The sequence below is a fragment of the Desulfovibrio sp. genome, assembly GCF_019422935.1.
GTDB lineage: Bacteria > Desulfobacterota > Desulfovibrionia > Desulfovibrionales > Desulfovibrionaceae > Desulfovibrio.
Map to the genome: position 1 here is coordinate 235,896 of NZ_JAHZCJ010000002.1, position 18,809 is coordinate 254,704.

The 18,809-nt window shown below is 59.1% G+C and carries 20 protein-coding genes; 10 read left to right on the forward strand and 10 right to left on the reverse strand.

Annotated elements, in window-relative coordinates; all coding sequences use genetic code 11:
• The first annotated feature begins 2 nt into the window (after nucleotides 1-2).
• From QZ383_RS04155 to QZ383_RS04165, 3 genes are read left to right on the forward strand one after another with little or no spacing between them, the layout of a single operon-like run.
• Nucleotides 3-1,730, forward strand: a complete 1,728-nt coding sequence (locus QZ383_RS04155; protein WP_291443291.1) for a glycosyltransferase family 9 protein — start codon at nucleotides 3-5, stop codon at nucleotides 1,728-1,730.
• Nucleotides 1,731-1,787: 57 nt separating this feature from the next.
• Nucleotides 1,788-2,393 carry a hypothetical protein gene (locus tag QZ383_RS04160; protein WP_291443293.1) on the forward strand — a complete coding sequence of 202 codons (606 nt, stop codon included), beginning with the start codon at nucleotides 1,788-1,790 and terminating at the stop codon, nucleotides 2,391-2,393.
• Nucleotides 2,394-2,408: 15 nt separating this feature from the next.
• Nucleotides 2,409-2,732 carry a hypothetical protein gene (locus QZ383_RS04165; RefSeq protein ID WP_192112181.1) on the forward strand — a complete coding sequence of 108 codons (324 nt, stop codon included), beginning with the start codon at nucleotides 2,409-2,411 and terminating at the stop codon, nucleotides 2,730-2,732.
• A 386-nt stretch (nucleotides 2,733-3,118) separates the two neighbouring features.
• Here the strand turns inward: QZ383_RS04165 and thiE are convergent, their stop codons facing one another.
• Nucleotides 3,119-3,766 carry a thiamine phosphate synthase gene (gene thiE / locus QZ383_RS04170; RefSeq protein WP_291443295.1) on the reverse strand — a complete coding sequence of 216 codons (648 nt, stop codon included), beginning with the start codon at nucleotides 3,764-3,766 and terminating at the stop codon, nucleotides 3,119-3,121.
• A 17-nt stretch (nucleotides 3,767-3,783) separates the two neighbouring features.
• A complete protein-coding gene (locus tag QZ383_RS04175) occupies nucleotides 3,784-4,830 on the reverse strand; it encodes a DUF362 domain-containing protein (RefSeq protein WP_291443296.1) in 1,047 nt (348 codons plus the stop codon).
• Nucleotides 4,831-4,949: 119 nt separating this feature from the next.
• Here QZ383_RS04175 and QZ383_RS04180 point away from each other — a divergent pair, with 119 nt between their 5' ends.
• Both QZ383_RS04180 and QZ383_RS04185 read left to right on the forward strand, forming a co-directional pair.
• Entirely contained in the window at nucleotides 4,950-7,688 is a 2,739-nt protein-coding gene (locus QZ383_RS04180) for a mechanosensitive ion channel domain-containing protein (RefSeq protein ID WP_291443298.1), read from the forward strand.
• Nucleotides 7,689-7,826: 138 nt separating this feature from the next.
• Nucleotides 7,827-8,174, forward strand: a complete 348-nt coding sequence (locus tag QZ383_RS04185; protein WP_291443300.1) for a cupin domain-containing protein — start codon at nucleotides 7,827-7,829, stop codon at nucleotides 8,172-8,174.
• An 81-nt stretch (nucleotides 8,175-8,255) separates the two neighbouring features.
• Here the strand turns inward: QZ383_RS04185 and aldA are convergent, their stop codons facing one another.
• Nucleotides 8,256-9,689 (reverse strand): aldehyde dehydrogenase, encoded by a 1,434-nt coding sequence (gene aldA / locus QZ383_RS04190; RefSeq protein WP_291443302.1) that lies wholly within the window; start codon nucleotides 9,687-9,689, stop codon nucleotides 8,256-8,258.
• 166 nt (nucleotides 9,690-9,855) lie between these two features.
• Nucleotides 9,856-10,689 carry an Mrp/NBP35 family ATP-binding protein gene (locus QZ383_RS04195; protein ID WP_291443304.1) on the reverse strand — a complete coding sequence of 278 codons (834 nt, stop codon included), beginning with the start codon at nucleotides 10,687-10,689 and terminating at the stop codon, nucleotides 9,856-9,858.
• 150 nt (nucleotides 10,690-10,839) lie between these two features.
• On the opposite strand from QZ383_RS04195, the gene QZ383_RS04200 reads away from it, so the two are divergent.
• Together QZ383_RS04200 and QZ383_RS04205 are read left to right on the forward strand one after the other, a co-directional pair.
• Nucleotides 10,840-11,250, forward strand: a complete 411-nt coding sequence (locus tag QZ383_RS04200; protein ID WP_291443307.1) for a DUF5320 domain-containing protein — start codon at nucleotides 10,840-10,842, stop codon at nucleotides 11,248-11,250.
• An 85-nt stretch (nucleotides 11,251-11,335) separates the two neighbouring features.
• The gene (locus QZ383_RS04205) at nucleotides 11,336-11,704 is read left to right on the forward strand and encodes a DUF134 domain-containing protein (RefSeq protein ID WP_291443308.1); all 369 of its coding nucleotides are present in this window, start codon (nucleotides 11,336-11,338) and stop codon (nucleotides 11,702-11,704) included.
• Between the two features lie 149 nt (nucleotides 11,705-11,853).
• Here the strand turns inward: QZ383_RS04205 and QZ383_RS04210 are convergent, their stop codons facing one another.
• From QZ383_RS04210 to cutA, 5 genes are read right to left on the reverse strand one after another with little or no spacing between them, the layout of a single operon-like run.
• On the reverse strand, nucleotides 11,854-12,324 hold the full coding sequence (locus QZ383_RS04210; RefSeq protein WP_291443309.1) for a YbaK/EbsC family protein: 471 nt from the start codon (nucleotides 12,322-12,324) through the stop codon (nucleotides 11,854-11,856).
• 56 nt (nucleotides 12,325-12,380) lie between these two features.
• A complete protein-coding gene (locus QZ383_RS04215; RefSeq protein ID WP_291443310.1) occupies nucleotides 12,381-12,809 on the reverse strand; it encodes a DMT family transporter in 429 nt (142 codons plus the stop codon).
• Nucleotides 12,810-12,822: 13 nt separating this feature from the next.
• A complete protein-coding gene (locus QZ383_RS04220; protein ID WP_291443312.1) occupies nucleotides 12,823-13,281 on the reverse strand; it encodes a VOC family protein in 459 nt (152 codons plus the stop codon).
• Between the two features lie 57 nt (nucleotides 13,282-13,338).
• Nucleotides 13,339-14,292: a carbohydrate kinase family protein gene (locus QZ383_RS04225; RefSeq protein ID WP_291443314.1), complete on the reverse strand. Its 954-nt coding sequence runs from the start codon at nucleotides 14,290-14,292 to the stop codon at nucleotides 13,339-13,341.
• A 35-nt stretch (nucleotides 14,293-14,327) separates the two neighbouring features.
• On the reverse strand, nucleotides 14,328-14,672 hold the full coding sequence (gene cutA / locus QZ383_RS04230; protein ID WP_291443315.1) for a divalent-cation tolerance protein CutA: 345 nt from the start codon (nucleotides 14,670-14,672) through the stop codon (nucleotides 14,328-14,330).
• A gap of 156 nt (nucleotides 14,673-14,828) precedes the next feature.
• On the opposite strand from cutA, the gene nth reads away from it, so the two are divergent.
• Together nth and QZ383_RS04240 are read left to right on the forward strand one after the other, a co-directional pair.
• On the forward strand, nucleotides 14,829-15,506 hold the full coding sequence (gene nth, locus QZ383_RS04235; RefSeq protein ID WP_291443317.1) for an endonuclease III: 678 nt from the start codon (nucleotides 14,829-14,831) through the stop codon (nucleotides 15,504-15,506).
• A gap of 123 nt (nucleotides 15,507-15,629) precedes the next feature.
• Nucleotides 15,630-16,583: a chemotaxis protein gene (locus tag QZ383_RS04240; RefSeq protein ID WP_291443319.1), complete on the forward strand. Its 954-nt coding sequence runs from the start codon at nucleotides 15,630-15,632 to the stop codon at nucleotides 16,581-16,583.
• Nucleotides 16,584-16,670: 87 nt separating this feature from the next.
• On the opposite strand, the gene QZ383_RS04245 is transcribed toward QZ383_RS04240, so the two are convergent.
• Entirely contained in the window at nucleotides 16,671-17,588 is a 918-nt protein-coding gene (locus QZ383_RS04245) for a nitroreductase family protein (protein ID WP_291443320.1), read from the reverse strand.
• Between the two features lie 204 nt (nucleotides 17,589-17,792).
• Here QZ383_RS04245 and fliR point away from each other — a divergent pair, with 204 nt between their 5' ends.
• Nucleotides 17,793-18,590 (forward strand): flagellar biosynthetic protein FliR, encoded by a 798-nt coding sequence (gene fliR / locus QZ383_RS04250; protein ID WP_291443323.1) that lies wholly within the window; start codon nucleotides 17,793-17,795, stop codon nucleotides 18,588-18,590.
• The last annotated feature ends 219 nt before the right edge of the window (nucleotides 18,591-18,809 follow it).

An 18,809-nucleotide genomic window follows, 5' to 3' on the forward strand; every position in this document is an offset into this window, starting at 1 on the left:
CAATGGAGACCACCTGCTCTGCGGCTGACCGCTCAGGCACCACACTGGTCATCAACCTGACGCGATTTGGCGACCTGCTGCAATGCCAGCCCCTCATTGAAGATCTGCATCGTCAGGGCCAGACCGTGCATCTGGTGTGTCTGGACAATTTTTCCAGCGCCCAGCCCTTGCTGCGCCATGTGGAACGCACCTGGCCCCTGCCCGGCGCGCGGCTCATGGCCGACATGGACAAGGATTGGCGCATCGCAACGGCCCTTCTGCTGGAATTTGCCCGCGCCGTCAGGAGCGAGGCCAGGCCCGACTGCATTGTCAACCTGACCACAACCCTGCCTGCGCGGCTGCTCACTGGCCTGCTGGCTGGCGGACATACGGACGGACTGGCCGAAATTCGCGGTTTCTGCCTTGACGCGCACGGATTTGGGCAAAACAGGGGTATCTGGTCCACATTTCTGAACAGCGGTGCTACAAACCGCCTGAGTGCTCCCTTTAATATTGCAGATATGTTCCGCATGGTGGGCGCGCCGCACACTCAATCAGCCTCAGCCGTGCAGACTCGCCAAAGGTTGGCCGATCCGCCGCAGGAAGCCCTGGATGCGGCGGACGCCCTGCTTGCCGAGGCTCCGCCGGAGACATGCGGTTTTGTGACCATGCAACTGGGCGCAAGCGAAACACGGCGGCAGTGGCCCGCACATTTTTTTGCAAAGGTGGGCGATCGTCTGTGGCGCGAGCGCAAGCTCTGCCCGGTGCTGCTTGGCTCACCTGCCGAACGCCCGCTAGCCGAGGCCTATGCCCAGGCTGCCCAAGGCCATTGGGTGGATGCCGTGGGCAAAACCAGCCTCACCCAACTGGCGGCATTGCTGCGCCGGTCAAAATTGCTGTTTACCAACGATACCGGCACCATGCATCTTGCTGCCGGTCTTGGAGTGCCCAGCCTGGCCATATTCCTTGCCACAGCCCAGCCCTGCGACACGGGCCCCTATCTGCCCGGCTGCTGCTGTCTGGAACCTGCCCTGCCCTGCCATCCCTGCCCCTTTGGCCGCCCCTGCCCCAATAATCTGGCATGCGTGACGCACATCAGCCCCCGGAGCGTGGAATCCCTCGCCCTGTCATGGCTTGACGCTGGACGATGGGATGCCGCCCCGCTTGACCTTGTGGAGAGCGAGGCCCGCGTATGGCTGACGGAGCAGGACGACAAGGGCTTTATGACCGTGCGCTGCCTTACGGAGCACGCCGCCGAAGATCGCAGCTTATGGCTTGCGCAGCAGCGGATTTTCTGGCGTCAGATACTTGACGAACTAGACGATGCCGCCCGGCCCGCAGCGGAGGAGCAACAGAGCGCGGATACCCGCCAGCCTGAAAAAAACGCCCCTTCAGCATCTGCACCCGGCACCGCGCATGCGGACAGCCCGACGGGCGCATTTTCTGCCGAATTTACGCAACGCATGGCGGCATCGCTGGAGCAGGCCGCACAACTTTTTGAAATGCTTACCCAACAAGGGCAACTGCTGGGCAGGAGTCCCAAGGCCGGACAATTATTCTTGCGTAATTGCGAACGCCTGCAAACGGTTTTTGACGCCTGCCCAGAGCTGCGTTCACTGGGAGCCTTCTGGCGCGAGTTGCGCCAGGAACGCGGCGACCGGCTGGACGACCTGCTGGAGCTTACTGCCCAGTTTGGCGCGCATTTCGTTATCTGGCGCCATAAATTTACCGATGGCACGTCATTTGCTTAAATATACTCAGAACACATTACGGTAAAATCTTCCCTGTGGGGAGAGGAGGGAACTGGAATGATAATCATAGACGGCTCACAAAGCGAAAAAAGTATTTCTGCCTTTGCCAACCTTGAGGAACTGCTCAAGGATGTCATGCAGGAAGACCAGATGGTCAACCGCGTGGTAACGGACGTTCTGGTAAACAACGAAGCGTTTTCCGAGATCTATCCGCATCAGGCCGAAGACATCGCCTGCTCCGAAATTTCTTCCATTGAGGTGCGCTCCGTGCCCATGGCTGAAATGGCTGTGGATATGTCCGCCGAATTGGGCAAGGTCGCCCAGATGATGGCCCACGGCTCGCGCGAAGTGGCCCGGTTGTTCCGCGCCGCCTCCGACACGGACGCCCTGGAACTTTTTCAGGATCTGCTGGACGTGACCCGCGACTTCATGGGCATGCTGGGCGAACTGCGCACCAACTTCACGGATGGCGCTCTGCCCGATTTTGCCGAAAAGACCGAAAAATTTTCCAGCCTGCTTTCTGAAATGGGCGACGTGCTGGAAAACGAAGACTGGATTCTTCTGGCTGACCTGCTTGAATATGAATTCATCCCGCTGTGCGACGATTGGCGCGCCACCAGCGAGATTCTGCACAAGCAGGTTGCCGAACACATGGCCCAATAGGCCTCAGGAGCTTGCATGAATCAGGGAGTATGCCTTCTTGATGAAGCGCTGAACCTTGCCCGCCTGGAAATGGCGGCACTGGAAGACGGCGCGTACGACAGGGCGGTCGAACTTGCCGAAAGGCGAGGCGAAGTGACCAGTATGGCCTGGCACATGCTGGAAGACAGCCAGGCCGACCAGTACAGAACTCACCTGATTGAACTGGCCCGTGTGCAGGATCAGCTGACGGAACTTGCCACCAGGGCGCACAGCGAAATCAGGTCGCAGTTGCAACGCTCACGCCTTGAAAGCCGCCGCATGCGCGGCTATCACAGGGCAGTGGGTCAGGCGCTGCAATAGCGCACCGTGCGTTCAGAATCATAGGTGGCGGCATACGCAACAGCGTGTGCCGCCACTTTTTTTGGGGCTGGCCCGCTCCAGGTGTAGAATGTCAACACGTTGTTCACCCTTCCCTTCACTCGGTTTGTTGTCTGATAACTCCAGCTTTACCGATTTAGGGAGGGTGAACAACCTATTGGAATATTACATCTAGGGGCTGTTTCTAGATAAAATATTTTGCGCCGAGGACAAGGAAAACAGTGTTTTTTACGACAGGAGTGGACTCGCTTTAGCCGTTGCGATGCAGGAAGCTACGGATAAAGACAGCAGCGCTTTTTGTCCATGACTGGAGTAAAAAATGCTGGATGACGCAGTGATCGGCCAAAAGAATTATTTAGAAACAGGCCCTACCCCACCATGCCTTCACGCATGGTCTTGCGCACATCTTCCACTCTGGTGCGGATGTCGGGCGCGCCGACCAGTTCGCTTACGAGCGAGCAGCAGCGCGCGCCGTGCCGCGCGACTTCCGCAATGTTATGCCGCTTGATGCCGCCAATGGCCACAAAGGGCAAATCCCCATTGCGGGCAACCCAATCCAGATACTCGTACCCTACGGGATCGACTACATCTTCCTTGGTGTTGGTGGCAAAAATCGGCCCCACGCCGATGTAGTCCGCGCCAAGGCGGCGTGCTTCGCGGGCCTGCTCCGGCAGGTGGGTGGAAAGGCCGATGATCATTTCCGACCCCACGAGGCTGCGCACATCGGGAACAGGCAGATCCTCCTGCCCCACATGTACGCCATCGGCCTGCACCAACATGGCGATGTCCACGTGATCGTTGACGATAAAGCAGGCCCCGGCCTCCCTGGTCAGCCGCCGCAACAGGCGGCATTCTTCCAGCATGGCCCCGGATTTCAGCTTTTTTTCGCGATACTGCAAAATGCGCACGCCCGCGCCCATGAGGGCGGAAACGACTTCTTCAAGCGGCCTTCCCAGTGAAAGACCGGCATCCGTGATGGCATAAATATCCGTTTCTCCAGGCAGGATTCTGGGCATATGAGGCTCCTTGGCGGCTATTTTCTGAACGCCGCAACAATGCGGCGAAAACAACTGTGTACAAAGCGGGCAGGATGAAAGGACGTGTGCGAAAGCTCCGCTGGCAACTGAAATCCTTCGGATGAAAAATCCCCGGGGCTTCGCAGGGGAAAGACAGCCCGAATGCCGTCATGCCCTTCTGCCGGGGCGCTGCCCCAGGCCTGGCGGCGGCACAGGGCCGCACCCAGAGGCACATTCTGCGGCGCAAGGCCCAATACGGCATACAGCGCTTCGTCCAGAGCCACGGCAGAGGCGCTGGCCCCGACCACACCCAGTGCATAAGGGCTGCCGTTGCTCGGCCCTGTAACGTGCATGGCCGTAACGCCGTCCGCCACTGCGGCAACAGGGGGCAAGGCCGCCCACAGCGCGGCAAGGCAGTCGGCAAAAAACAGGGGGTCGCGCCCCTCGCGAGCGTGGGCAAAAGCCTTGTGCAGGCCCTGCACGCAACCAAAACAGTTTTTGACGGAGAGCGTCACCAGCATCTGCGCATGGGCCTTTACCCTGGGAACCGACACAATAAAATCGCTCTCTAGCGCCAGACGCGCCACATGAAAGCGCGATCCGCCCGCTTGCAAACCTGCCTTTTGCGCCGCTTCGCCCTCAAGGGGCAGGGGCATCGCCTCCGCAGGGCCGATCTCTTCAACTTCAAGGCCCAGAGGACGCAAAGCCGCCTCAAGCCCCACAGCCCTCGCCACGGAAGCCGCACGCCCAAAACCCGGCGAATCCGCCACGCGCACCCGAGCGCCGTGATCCATAAGCCAGGCGCATACGGCGGCCACAACCTGCGGCGAAACGCAAGCCAGAGGTTTTGCCAGCAGGAGGTTGGGCTTTACCAGCACACGCGCACCGGGGCGCAGGGGGCAAAGCTCCGTCAGACGGGCAGCGTCCATGACTTCGCCCACAGCCCTGCCCAAGCCGGGATCATGGTAATCCTCTTGCTGCAACAAGGCCACGGGCAGTGAAGCCGGGGCGGGCACAGAGCTGTTTTCCAGCCCGGCTGGCGGGGTATTTGTGCTGTTTTCCATGCCCGGACTATGCCGCCCGTCCGGCCCCTTGTAAAGACCACGGCCTTTTCAAACGGCCTTTCTTGACGTATGGAAGGGCATCCACCTTCAGGGACAACCGACTGTAATCTGAGGATTCCATGCACGCACCCAAATTGCTGATAACCGCCCTTTTATTGACCCTGTGCTGTGCCCTGGCCTCTCCCGCCGTATTTGCGGCGGAACCGACCCCCACCGCCAAACAGGATACTTCCAAGCCTGACACTGCCAAGCCCGATGCCGCCAAACAGGACGCCCCCAAGGGCGACAAGGCGGACAAAGCAGAAAAGCCCGACAAGGCCGACAAGCCCGCCGCCAAAACCGATGCCAAATCTGATGGCAAAGCCGACGCCAAGGCGGACGCAAAAGCGGACCAAAAGGCGGACGACAAGGCTGAATCCAAGGTTGACACCAACGAAGAACCCGCCATCGCCACCCTGCCCCTGCGCGATCCGTGGGAAATGGTCTGGAGCGGGCAAAAGGCCATGCTTGATGAAATCACCCAGAAGGCCACGGCCATGGGTGATACCTTTGCCCAGCGGTCAACCAATCTGAGCCAGAAGGTTCAGCCATTTATGGAAGAAGCGCGGCGTCTGCTGGTGCTGCTCAATACGTATAAAAACTGGCCCAATCCCGTTGAGGCTGTCAGCCGGCGCATCACGGCCACGGTGCTTGATCTGCGCAAGGTGCTTGACCCTGTGCTGGTTGCGCGCAGCGAAGCCCAGGCCCTGCTGGAACGCGTGGGCTATCTGGCCGACAGCATGCCTGAAGACCTGCACGATGGCAGCCTTAGCCCGGAAATGCAGGAATACGGCAAAACGCTGGCGCTCACCCGTCTGCGCCTTACAGCCGTGCTGGCCCAGTACGACTCGGCCCTTGCTCCTGCTCTGGCGCTTATCAAGCGGCTGGAAAAGATGCAGGAAGAAATCAACGCCCAGATCCCCCTGCTGTGGAAAAACTATTATCTGCAAAGCCCGGTGCCCTGGCTCAGCCCCGATGCATGGGCCGACTTTGGGCGGCAGATGCACTATTCCGTTCAGGGCATGATCCTGCGCCTGCCGGTGGAAGTTCCCGTCACGCTTGAGCGCTGGGGCACGGCAGTGCTGCGCTTTATCCTCGGCCTGCTGCTTACCGGCGTGCTCACCGTGTTGCTGTACCGCCGCTGGGCCGCGCAGGACAAGGACGAAAACAGCACCCTGCGGCATGTTTTCCGCGTCAGTCTGCCCTGGCTGTGTGTGGGGCTGGCACTCCTTGGCAGTTCCATGTCCGCATCCGGCGAGTTCTTTCGCCTGTTTCTGGCCCTGGGCAACTTGTGCCTCATTGTGGCCCAAATACATCTGGCATGGGACCTGCGCCTGCTGAAATACCCCGAGGTACCGCGCCAAAAGCCGCCCTTCTGGATACTCATTCAGCCAACGCTGTGTTCGTACGTGCTGCTCTACCTGCCGCTGACCAAACCTCTGGTGCTGGTTATCTGGCTGTGCATCGTCATCATTTCCATCGTGCGGCAGCACCGCAGGCCCAAGCTTGATCTTGGCCCCATGCATGTGGAAACCAGTGTGCTTGAATGCGAACCCATTGTGCTGTGGATATGCCTTGTGCTGACCCTGTCCGGGCTGCACATCTACAGTATGGTGCTGTATCTGCTCTTTGTTTCCTGCTCGCTGGCCCTGCAACTCTGCATGGGCGGCATGGCTCTTGTCAGCAGCCTCAATGACAAGCTGCCTCAGGAAGGCGTGCGCGCAGCCCTTGCTCACCTTGCCGTGGCGCTCTCCGCCCCTGTGGTGCTGGTTGCGGCCTTTGTGGGTGTTTCGCAGTGGGTCGGCACATTGCCCGGCGGCATGTACCTGCTCCAGCATTATGTTCTGCGCGGCGTCAATGTGGGCGCTACGCAGTTCAACGTTGTACACCTGCTGCTTATCATCACCATGTTCTACCTCACGCGCACGGCAGTTGCCATGGGTTCGCGTTTTCTGGCACGCCTGCCCAAGCAGGGGCTGGCTATCGATGCCACGCTCATTCCGCCCATGCAGACGGCCTTTACCTATGCGCTGTGGTGCTGCTTCGGCCTGTTCGCCCTGCGCGCCGTGGGCATGGAGCTGAGCAACCTTGCCATGGTAGCCGGTGGTCTTTCTGTTGGTATCGGTTTCGGCATGCAGACCATCGTCAACAACTTCCTGTCGGGCCTGATACTGATCTTCAGCCGTACCCTACAAGCGGGCGATGTGGTGGAAGTGGGCGGCACCCAGGGGCGTGTGCGCAAAATCAGCGTGCGCGCCACCATGGTGGAAACCTTTGACAATGCCCTGATTATTGTCCCCAACTCGGAATTTGTGGCCAGCCGTCTTATCAACTGGACGCGCAACAGCCGCACCGTGCGCAGGGAAATCAAGGTCGGCGTGGCCTATGGCTCCGATGCCAATGCGGTGATGAAAATCCTGCTGGCAACTGCCAACGCCAACAGCAACGTGCTCAAATATCCCCCGCCGAGCGTGGCCTTTGCGGATTTTGGGGCCAGTACGCTTGATTTCAGCCTGAAGTTCTGGGTGCGGGATTATGACGTGTCTGTTTCCACGGCTTCGGACATCCGCGTGGAAATCGAACGCGAATTCCGTGAACAACGCATTGAAATCGCCTTCCCGCAGCTTGATGTGAACATCAAGGAACTGCCGCCGCGCACAAGGACACCCCAACCGCCGACAGAACCGCGTGCAGGCAGAAGGCGTGCGCCGCGCCGTCCGCGCAAGGTTCTGCCTGCCGGGGCCAAAGGCAAGCCAGATGGCAAAAATGCGCCCGCCGTTACCCCCGATGACGGGGACGACGACGAGAACAACAACTAAGCGCCTACCGCGCGAATGATCGCCGCAGCAATGCCCGGTTATCACGCGGGCATGCGGGCGGCCTTGCAAAACAGGGAAACGCGCTCTTGCAGCCCAGTTTTAACCGGCGCATCCGCGCCCGAACCACAGGAGAACACCATGATCAACCGCGCTGATGCTCTGGAATGCTTTGAAAAGGAACTTTTTGGCGGGCCGGGCGCCGTCCACTTTACCAAGATCGTCGATGAAAACGGGCTGGCTGGCAAAGGCCGCCTGTTCAACATCGGCACCCTCAAGCCCGGCTGTGCCGTGGGCAACCACAAGCACAATGGCGAAATCGAGATATACTACATCCTTGAAGGCGAAGGCATGTACAACGACAACGGCGTCGAGGCCCCCGTCAAGGCTGGCGATGTGACCGTGTGCAACGATGGCGAAAGCCACGCCCTGCTCAATACCGGCTCCACGGATCTCAAGATGGTGGCGCTGATTCTGTTTACCAAGTAAACAAAGCCGCCCCCTGATATAAAACAGACGAGGCCCCTCACTGAGGGGCCTCGTCTGTTTTAGCATGCCTGCAATTATGTGTTAATACTGAATATAGGCCACATGAGTCTGGAGGTATTCCATGAGGCCGTGCTTGCCGTCCGCGCCGCCAATGCCCGACTTGCGCCAGCCTGCATGGAAGCCCTGCATGGCCTCGAAGTTTTCACGGTTCACGTAGGTTTCGCCAAACTTCAGGCGGTTCACCGCTTCCATGGCCGTGGATACGCTGGTGGTGTAGATGGAGGACGTCAGACCGTAGTCGCAGTCGTTGGCAAGGGTTAGGGCTTCATCCAGATCGTGGAAGGTCATCATGGGCAGCACAGGGCCAAACACTTCGTCACGCACGATTTCCATGTCCTGTCTGCAGTTGCGCAGCAAGGTGGGTGTGTAGAAGTAGCCGGAATCGCGATCTGCTGGCGCGCCGCCGACAACGGCTTCCGCGCCGTCCGCTTCCGCGCGCTTGACCATGCCGCTGATCTTTTCAAGATGCTCGGCGCTGATCTGGCTGCACATGTCCGGGGCCGGATCGTCAAAGGGATTGCCCAGCCGCACGGCGGCAAAGGCAGTCGCCAGTTTTTCGGCGAACATGTCGGCCACGCTTTCGTGCACGTAGAGGCGCTCCGCGCAGTTGCACACCTGCCCGCTGAACACCGTGCGCGAGGCCGTGACGGCCTTGACCGCCAGATCCATGTCCGCATCGGCGCATACAATGGCCGGGGCCTTGCCGCCCAGTTCCAGCGAAACCTTGGTGATATTCTGCGCGCCTGCGGAGATGATGCGCTGCCCGGCCTCCACGCTGCCTGTCAGGCTGACCATGTCGGTCATGGAGCTGGAGGAAAGAGCCTCGCCCAGAGTACTGCCGCCGCCCGTGACAAAGTTTACCACGCCAGCGGGCAGGTCCAGCTCCGTGAGCAGGTTGGCAAAATGCATGACCGTGGCCGGGGCAATACTACTGGGCTTGATAACCGTGGTGCAGCCCACCAGCAGAGAGGGGGCGACCTTGCGCGCCATGACAAAGAAGGGGAAGTTCCAGGGGCAGATGCCCACCACAACGCCAATTGGCTTGCGGTACAGCAGGATATTTTCGCGCGGGCGGTCACTCTGGATGATCTCGCCTTCATAGATGCGCGCCCATCCGGCATAGTAGTCAAAGTACTCTGCGGTGAGGTCGATCTCCACCTGCGCCAGAGGATGGGTTTTGGCCTGCTCTTCGGCGAGGATGCGCCCAAGCTCCAGCCTGTGCTTGCGGATAAGATCCGCCATTTTTTTAAGATACCCGGCGCGGGCCACCGCCGGAAGCGCCGCCCAGGCATCCTGTGCCCTGTGCGCGGCTGCAAGCGCCGCCAGCCCGTCCTCGCGCCCGCCGTTGGGCGTCTGGGCCATTATTTTGCCAGTGGAGGGATTCTCCACCTCAATCATTGCAAAGCCTGTCGGGGAAACCAATTTGCCGTTGATGAATTGTTGGTATGTACGCATGGTTGCTCCTTGGTTTGGGCAAGCATAGGCACACATGGCAGCAAAGGTAAAGATACACCTTTTTTTACGTATTCAGCAAACGCGCATGGCCGCAAGGCTGGAGCAACCGTACAAAGGTTTCCATGCCCTGCGGCCATGCGCAACAGATGCCAAAAGGCACAGGCTCCTACATCCGTGAAATCACGGCCAGGGCGCCGTCCATGAAGTGCTGGTCAACATCCTCGATGGCGCCCTTGTCACAGGCCTGCGCAAGGGCAGGATCAATGGGCAGGCGGGCAAGCACCTTCAGGCCGTGCCGCTGGGCCACCGCATCAATATGGCTCTCGCCGAATATCTTGTATTCCTTGTTGTTATCCGGGCATTTGAAATATGAATAGTTCTCCACCAACCCAAGGATGGGAATATCCATCTGGCGCGCCATATCAATGGCTTTCTGCACGATCATGCTCACCAGCTCCTGCGGCGAGGTCACAACCACAATGCCGTCCACCGGCAGGGACTGGAACACGGTCAGCGGCACATCGCCTGTTCCTGGAGGCATGTCCACAAACATATAGTCCACATCTCGCCAGACAACATCTGACCAGAACTGCTTGACCGCGCCGGCAATGATGGGCCCGCGCCAGAGCACGGCATCGGAATCGCCGGGCAGCAGCAGGTTCATGGACATGATGTCCACCCCGCCCTTGCTGCGCTCGGGCACAAGGCCATCGCCCTCAACATGGGCTTTGCCCGTCAGGCCGAACACACGCGGGATGGAAGGGCCGGTGATGTCCGCATCCAGAATGGCGCAGTGTTTGTCCTGTTTAGTCAGGGCAACGGCCAGCAGGGATGTGACCAGGGACTTGCCCACGCCGCCCTTTCCGCTGACAACGCCTATAACCTTGCCAACGCGACTTTTGGGGTGCGGTTTAACGCGAAAATCCTGCGCCTCCTGCCCATCGCTGCGCTCGTTGCACTGCTCGCCGCAGGATCCGCACTGATGATTGCAATCACTCATGATTCTTTGCCCTCTCAAGATGAACTGCTTTCAGAAGCATTTTTTTCAGACAAATTGGCCTTGCCTGATTTTTTGTTATTGACATATGTCATAAACACACATACTCCTGTTTATGACATATGTCAATAACAACAACTCAAGGAGGACAATATGCCTCGTTTCGATCACACTGGGCCGGAGGGCAAGGGTTCGCGCACAGGGCGCGGTATGGGCAAGTGCGGCAAGGCTGCCAACGCGGCTGGGCGCGGCATGGGCGCTACGCACGATGCAGGCCAGACCGCAGATCAAGGAATGGACGCAAGCCAGAATATGGGCCAGAGCATGGGACGGAGCATGGGGCAAGGCCGCTGCTGCCGCCACGGACGACGACACGGCAACAGGGGCGGCAACTGCGCCATGAGCGGGCAGGAAACAGGCCAAGGCATGGGCCGTGGCGAAGGGCGTGGTATGGGTCGCGGCATGGGCCGCAGCATGCAGCAGGGCAACGGCTCCGCAGGTCAGGCAGAAAGCTGCGGCGCAGGCCCCGCAGCAGGCAGTGACGCGGCGGGCAATAACGGCTAAAGTGTCCGCATATGAATGAGCAAGGCCGCCCGGTCAGTGTGTGCATTTTGAGCGCGCCATCGCCGGACGGCCCAAAGAGGATTGCATGCCAAGACCAAAAAAATGGCGCAAAGTCTGCTGCCTGCCGGAAAACCGCAATTTTGGGCCGCTGCCTGGCTTTGAGCAGAGCGCCCCGCAGGCGCGGCAGGAAGTCATCATGACCGTGGACGAATATGAGGCAGTGCGCCTCATTGATCTTGAGGGCATGAATCAGGAGGCCTGCGCTGAAAAAATGCGCATTGCCCGCACCACCGTGCAGAGCATCTATGCGGAAGCGCGCAAAAAACTGGCAGATTCGCTGGTGAACGGCAAACTGCTGCGCATTGAAGGCGGGGATTATGAACTGTGCGACGGGCACGGCACACGCTGCGGCGTGGGCGGATGCCACAGACGACGCGGCGGTTTTGGGCAGTAGCGCCATAAAACCAGCCCATCGCGGGCGCTCTGGCGCAACAGGCCGCATATAACCGCCCGCCCGCAGGGTGCGTCAAAAATACAGCGCCCGCGGGATCACGCACGGCACCTGCCGCAACGGTTTACCCCACGGGCGCATCAGCGCAAAAATCAGGATTCTTCGTTCTTGCACACGTCCACCCACACGCCGCCCGTGACCCGCTCCAGCTCCGCCAGAGTGAGCCTGGCGGCATTGTTGGGCGCGCCCGCAGCCGGGTACACGGGATCATAGCGCCTGAGGCTTTCGCCCAGATACACGGCAACACCTTCGGGCAGGGCAAAGGGGCAGACGCCGCCCATGGGGTGCCCCACCTGAGCCTCCAGATCTTCCGGCTTGATAAAACGGGCCTTGGCGTGAAAGGCGTCCTTGAACTTGCGGTTGTCCAAACGGGCCGTGCCCATGACCACGAGCACCAGCGGAGCATCGTTGACGCTGATGGACAGGCTCTTGGCAATGCGCCCCGGCTCGCAGCCAATGGCCTGAGCCGCCAGATCCACGGTGGCGCTTGAAACTTCAAATTTCCGGTATGCCCCTTCAAGACCGTGGCGGGCCAAAAACTCCCGCACTGCATCAACGTGCATTTCTTTCCCTTATTTTTGCTGCAACGCGGGGTTTCTGCCGCGCGCCGCAGGCATTATCAGCGGCGCACCACAAGGGCAATGCCCGCCAGCACCAACACCAATCCAAGCATTCTGCGCCAGTCAAAAGGGATGGCATTGAGGCCGAACCAGCCGTTGTGGTCGATGATGGCCGCCATAACAAGGTTGCCAAAAATCATGGCGACCAGCGTAGCCAGCACGCCTATACGCGGCGCGGCCAGGGTTGTGCTCACGACCATGAACGCGCCCAGCACCCCGCCAGCCCACTGCCATACAGGGGTTTCAATTACGCGGAATACACTGCCCCGCCCCATCAGCAGAACCGGGACAGCCAGAAAAATCGCGCCGATGGCAAAAGAAATAAGCCCGCTTTCCAGCAGCCCCACCGTGCGGCTCAAGGCCGCGTTGATGGGAGGTTGCAGGGCCACAATGCAGCCCGCAAATACCACCAGCGCAATGTAGTACATGCCGCCTCCCTGATCAGGCCGTTTCCTCCGCCGAAGCCGCCTCGCGCAAAAAGGGCGTGTGCGTAACAGCCATGAGGATACCCTCCGGGCTGAGGAATCTGGTGACGGTCTGCCCCCATGGTTCTTCCTTCAGCCGGAGGAGCAGCTCATAGCCGTTCTGCTCAAGAATGCGCGTGGCCGAAACAATATCTTCCACATCAAGCTCAAGCCAGGCCTGCGGCACTGGCAGGCGCTCCGGCCAGACCTCCTCGCCAAAGCAGGAGAGCGCGGCCTTTTCCAGCGGCCAGAGGGCGAAGTGTTTTACTCCCTCCAGACACTGGGAATGCCAATAGCCTTCGTAACCTTCTTCATGGCGCAGGGGCAGGCCCAGCACCTTTCTGTACAGCTTGCCGCTTGCGTCCGGGTTGGCCACCACCGGGCCGAAACCAGCCACAAACAGAACGCGTATGCCATCAGGAAGCTTGTTCTGCATGGTTTGCTCCCGGTTTACAGCCCGTTGGGATTATCTGCCGCAGGGGCGGCCCGCCGGTTAAGCCAATATATCTTCGGGCAGGGGGCCAAACACGGATTCATACCGCTGCCGAAAAACTTCGGGCGAGTACTCGTGCTCCTGCGTGCCCATTTTTTCAAGGCAGAAGCTGGCGCTCACCGAGCCGAGCTTGGCGGCTTCGGGCATGGAAAGGCCGTGCAGCAGGCCCTTGAGCAGGCCCGCGCGGTGCGCGTCACCCGCGCCTGTGGGGTCGAGGATCTGACGGGGAGGTACAGCGGGAATGCGCGTTTCTGTGCCGTCTGCGCCGCGCACCAGCGCGCCGTCGGCACCGAGCGTGGTCACAAGCCACAGAGTGCGGCCCACAAGTTCATCCTCGCTCTTGCCCGTGGCCTTGCAGATCATGTTCAGTTCATAGTCGTTGGTAATGCAGGCAAAGGAGCCTTCAATGGCCGCCAGCAGATCGTTGCCGGTGAGCACGGGCAACTGCTGGCCGGGGTCGAAAATATAGGGAACGCCCTTTTCGCGGTAAAATCCCGGCAGGCGGCGCATGTCTTCCACATTGCCGGGGGAGATGATGGCAATGTCCTTGTCCGCATCAATGGCGGGGAAGCTGTAATCGGCAGGGAGGCTCATGGCGCCGGGGTAAAAACCGGTAATCTGGTTGCTGTTGAGGTCGGTGGTGATGTAGCACAGGGCGGTAAAGATTTCTTCCGCCCGGCGGATACCATCCAGCGGCAGCCCCATATTTTCCAGCACAATGGCGTAAGGGCCAAAGTCGCGCCCTGCGGCGGCAACAATGGTGGGCTTTTCGCCAAGCAGGGCCAGAGAATAGGCAATATTGCCCGCACAGCCGCCGCGCCGTTCATCCATGCCGTCCACCATGAAGCTCACGTTGATCATGTGCAGTTTGTCCATCAGGATGTGATCCTGAAAACTGCCGGGGAAGGTCATGATGCGGTCAAAAGCCAGTGATCCTGAAACATAGATGGACATAGTTTCCTCTTGATGACGTGACGGATGAAGGTTGGTCAGGCCGTGGGCGGCAGACTGTTTTCTGTAATCCAGCGCAAAAAAGGCTGATGGCCGTCTGCAATGGGCATGGCGACCACGCAGGGAACTTCATAACTGTGCAGTGCGCGCGCCTTTGCCATCAAATCCGGCAATGCGGCTTCGCTCACCTGGGCCACCAGCAGGCATTCCCCGGCTTCGTGCACCTCGCCCTTCCAGCGGTAAACCGACTGCGCGCCGGGCACGATGTTGACCCCGGCGGCCAGCCGCAGACGCACCAGCTCGCGCGCGAGCGTCAGCGCCTCCTCCGGGGTGGGCGTGGTCATATAGACCAGAAAAACCTTGCTGTTTTCCTTGTGTTCCATGAAGGCATGCTACACGTAGCCGAAAAAAAAACAAACCCTGCACACAGGGCGCAATACTGCAGCCAGACGGCGGTGGGGCATTCCGTTACGCCGAATCGCGCCTCGCCCCGCAGCGCCCTTGCTTGCGGGCGTGCGCGCCCTGTGGCATAAAAAGACATGAGCGTAAAATCATCCCCACAGGCAACGGCCCGGAACGTTCTTGCCGCCCTGCAAAAACGCTATCCACACCCGCGCACTCATCTGGACGCCCAAAATGCATGGGAACTGCTGGTAGCCACAGTGCTGGCGGCGCAGTGCACAGATGCCAGGGTGAATACCGTTACGCCGGAGCTGTTCCGCCGCTGGCCCACCCCTGCCGCACTGGCAGAGGCCCCGCTGGAAGAGCTGGAAAGCGTCATCCGGCCCACAGGATTTTTTCACAGCAAGGCCAAAAACCTGCTGGGGGCAGCGCGGCGAGTGCGTGATGTTTTTGACGGGCAGATTCCCAAAAGCATCGAAGACCTCGTCACCATCCCCGGCGTTGCCCGCAAAACAGCCAATGTGGTGCTGTTTGGCGCATACGGCATCAATGAGGGGCTTGCGGTCGATACGCATGTAAAACGCATCGCTTACCGCCTAGGGCTGACGGACGAAACCGATCCCATACCCATTGAGCGCGACCTCATGAAACTTTTTCCGCGCGAGGAGTGGGGCGATGTGAACCACCGCATGGTCTGGTTTGGGCGCGAAGTATGCGATGCACGCAAACCCCAGTGCGACACATGCGAAATGCTGGGCTTCTGCCCCCGGCGTGAACCGCCCAAGGCAGCCAGGCCCGCGAAGAGCCGCAAATAGGTTTTTGAACAAAGGCCTTAAGGGAATGCATATCCTGCCGATACATCTCAACAGCGGTTCCCGTAAACGGAGCACACGATATCGGTGGAAAGCCACGCCTTCCGCAGCACAGGATGGAAAGCCATGTCGCAAAACAGCTTGCTGAACGTTAGCAATAACGAACTCGAAATTATTGAATTTATCATTGATGAAAAGCAGCCGGACGGCAAGGTTTACAGCGGGCATTACGGCATCAACGTTGCCAAGGTGCTTGAAATCATCCGCCTGCCCAATATCACCAGCGTGCCCAGCAAGTGCGATCCCTCGGTGCTTGGCACGTTCAATCTGCGCGGCAGGGTGCTGCCCATATTGAACCTTGCCTCATGGCTGGGCAAAGAAATGGCCACGGAAGAAAACACCAAGGTCATTGTCACCGAATTCAGCGGCGTGCAGGCGGCGTTTATGGTCTCCTCCGTCACCAGCATCCACCGCATGACATGGGATCGCATTGAACCGCCGAACCAGTACGTGCAGACCTACTCGCGCGAAAGCATCACGGGAGTTCTGCGCATTCAGGATCGCGTGCTTTTTATTCTGGACATGGAAAAAATCCTCGCCAGCCTCGACAGCACGCTGGACATGTCGCAGGTTGAGGTGGACACCACCCCCGTGGAAGGCGCCGGACAGTTCCACCTGCTGGTGGCTGACGATTCAAGCTCGCTGCGCAACGTCATGCAGTCGTCGCTGGAAAAATCGGGTTTTCAGGTCACGGCTGTGGGCAGCGGACGCGCCGCTTGGGATTTTTTGATGCACACCCGTGAGGAAGCCCAGGCCAAGGGCAAGGAACTTACGGATGTGGTGCATCTGGTTATTTCCGACATTGAAATGCCGGAAATGGACGGGCACATGCTCACGGCAAAAATCCGTGAAACCCCCGGCCTCAGCACCCTGCCCATCATCCTGTTCTCCTCGCTCATCACCGATGCGCTGTATGAAAAGGGCGTAAAGGTGGGGGCAGACAGGCAGGTTTCCAAGCCTGACCTCCCCGGCCTGAACAAGATCATACGCGAAGTTATTTCTGAAAAGCTGAACAAGTAACTGGATCAACCTTGCTCCCTCAGCCCACGGCCAGATTTGCCAGCGCCGCAGGAACCATCCCTGCGGCGCTTTTTTATATATGGGCGGCTATGCCCGATGCACCGAGGCGAAGCTGCGCTCAATGCCCTTGCTGTAGTGGACGCTCGCATAACCAAACAGCACCACCAAGCCCTCACGGCTTTTGCAGCGGATGCCATGCCGTTTGCGAAAGCGCGCCGCGCTGCCGCCCCACTGCAACAAAGGGTGCATGGAGCCAATCATGCAGGTACCAAGGCCCAGAGCCTCGCCCGCCAGCATGGCAAGCGATGCGGCCACCAGAGGATCAGCGGGGTCTGCCCAGGGCGAACCGTAAAAATACATTGCTAGAGGCGCATCATAGGTAACGATATTTTTTCCCGCATCCATTGAAGACGTGAACGCCACCAGCGCAGGCTTCACAAAATTGCGGAACAGCCCGTCATTGGCCTTGCCCCAGAATGGGCGCATGAACGCGAGAAACCAGGGGGCAGTGAGCCAGCCAAGAGTTTTGAGGTGTGCGCAAAAATCACTGGCGAAGGCACGGTTTTTCTCCCTGCTGTCCAGCACAAGCACATTGACATCCGAAGGTGGCACCCCGGTGGGCGCGCTGCGGGCCGCGTCAAGGATACGCTCGACCAGTTCCGGCTCCACCTCGGCGGGCATAAATTCGCGCACGCTTCTGCGCCGCCGCAGCAGGGCGTAGTAGGCAGCAAAACTCGCGGCGCTGCTCTGGGCCGGCAGGGCAAACAGATCTTCCGGCCCCAGCCCTCGGCCATGCACGGTTATGGCCCTCGCTGGGCAAACAGCCATGCAATGACCGCAGCCTACGCAGCCAAAAAGGGGGTGGAGGGCAAGGCAGGCCTTGCCGCCTTCAAGCCGCAGGCCAAAATCCTTGCACACGGCCACGCACTGGCCACAGCCGGTGCAGAGTGCGGTTTCTATGCAGACAGTGGCCGCACTTTGCGTGCGGGATGTGGGAATGGCCATAATGTCCCCTTGCAGCAATGATAGTAGATGCGTCACAGTAGTACCCAGGGCAGAACGCATCAAGCAAACCATACCGGGAACCGTTCTATGCTGGTATCGCGTGGCAGCCATTTCAGACTTGCCGCCACGTGCAATTGGCGCTCCCACCCTTGGGCGTCACAAGCGTGACGAAATATTTGGCAACCTTTTTGCAAAACTCACTATATGGATGTTTATAACTACGATCCGGCCAGCGTGCTCAGCCTGCTGCTCACCATGATGCGCGTAAGCATAGTCATGTTCATGCTGCCCGTTTTTTCCACCAACAACATCCCCACGCAGGTCAAGGCGGCCATAACCATTGTTTTTTGCCTGGGCGTATGGCCGCACCTCACGCTCCCAGCCGCCGCATTGCCTGCACACCCCTTTGACGTGGCACTCATGATGCTGGGCGAGGCGGTACTGGGCCTGGTTCTTGGCATGGCCGTCAATTTTCTGTTTATGGGCATTCAGGCGGGTGGTGAACTACTGGGCTTTCAGATGGGCTTTACCATGATCAACTTTGCCGATCCGCTCACCGGCAACCAGACTGGCGTCACAGCATTTTTTCTGTGGATGGTGTCCCTGCTCGTTTTTCTGAGCCTTGACGGGCATCTGTATATGATCAAGGGATTCGCGGCCTCATTTGACCTGGTGCCGCCGGGAGGGCTGTTTATCGGGCCAGTGGTGCTGCGCCAGATTCTGTATCTGGCCTCGCAGATGTTTGTGCTGGCTTTGCAGATCGCTGCCCCGGTCATGGTGGCCCTGTTCATGGTCGAAGTATCGCTGGGCCTTATGGCCCGCACCTCGCCGCAGATACCCATCATGGAATTTGGGTTCCCCATCAAGGTGATGGTGGGCTTTTTCTTTCTGGGGTTGCTCATGGTCATCATGTCTGACCGCATCGCATCCTTTGTGCAGGGACTGGACAGTTTGTTCATCAACCTGCTGCGGGCTGTGAGTCCCATGTATCAAACTCAATGAGCCTGTTGTGATTTCTTATTTCTGCTGCAAGGATCTTCAGCCTCACGACGAAATTAGTGCATAGGAGATTAATCATATTATACTATTATAAAAAATTAGTGCAATACTCGTTTGTTATTGAACGACATACTAAAATGATTACTTTTAATTTAAGATAAAGCATGACAGAATTTTACCGACATAAGTGATCTGAATTGACGACATTTCAGCCTATCAGGA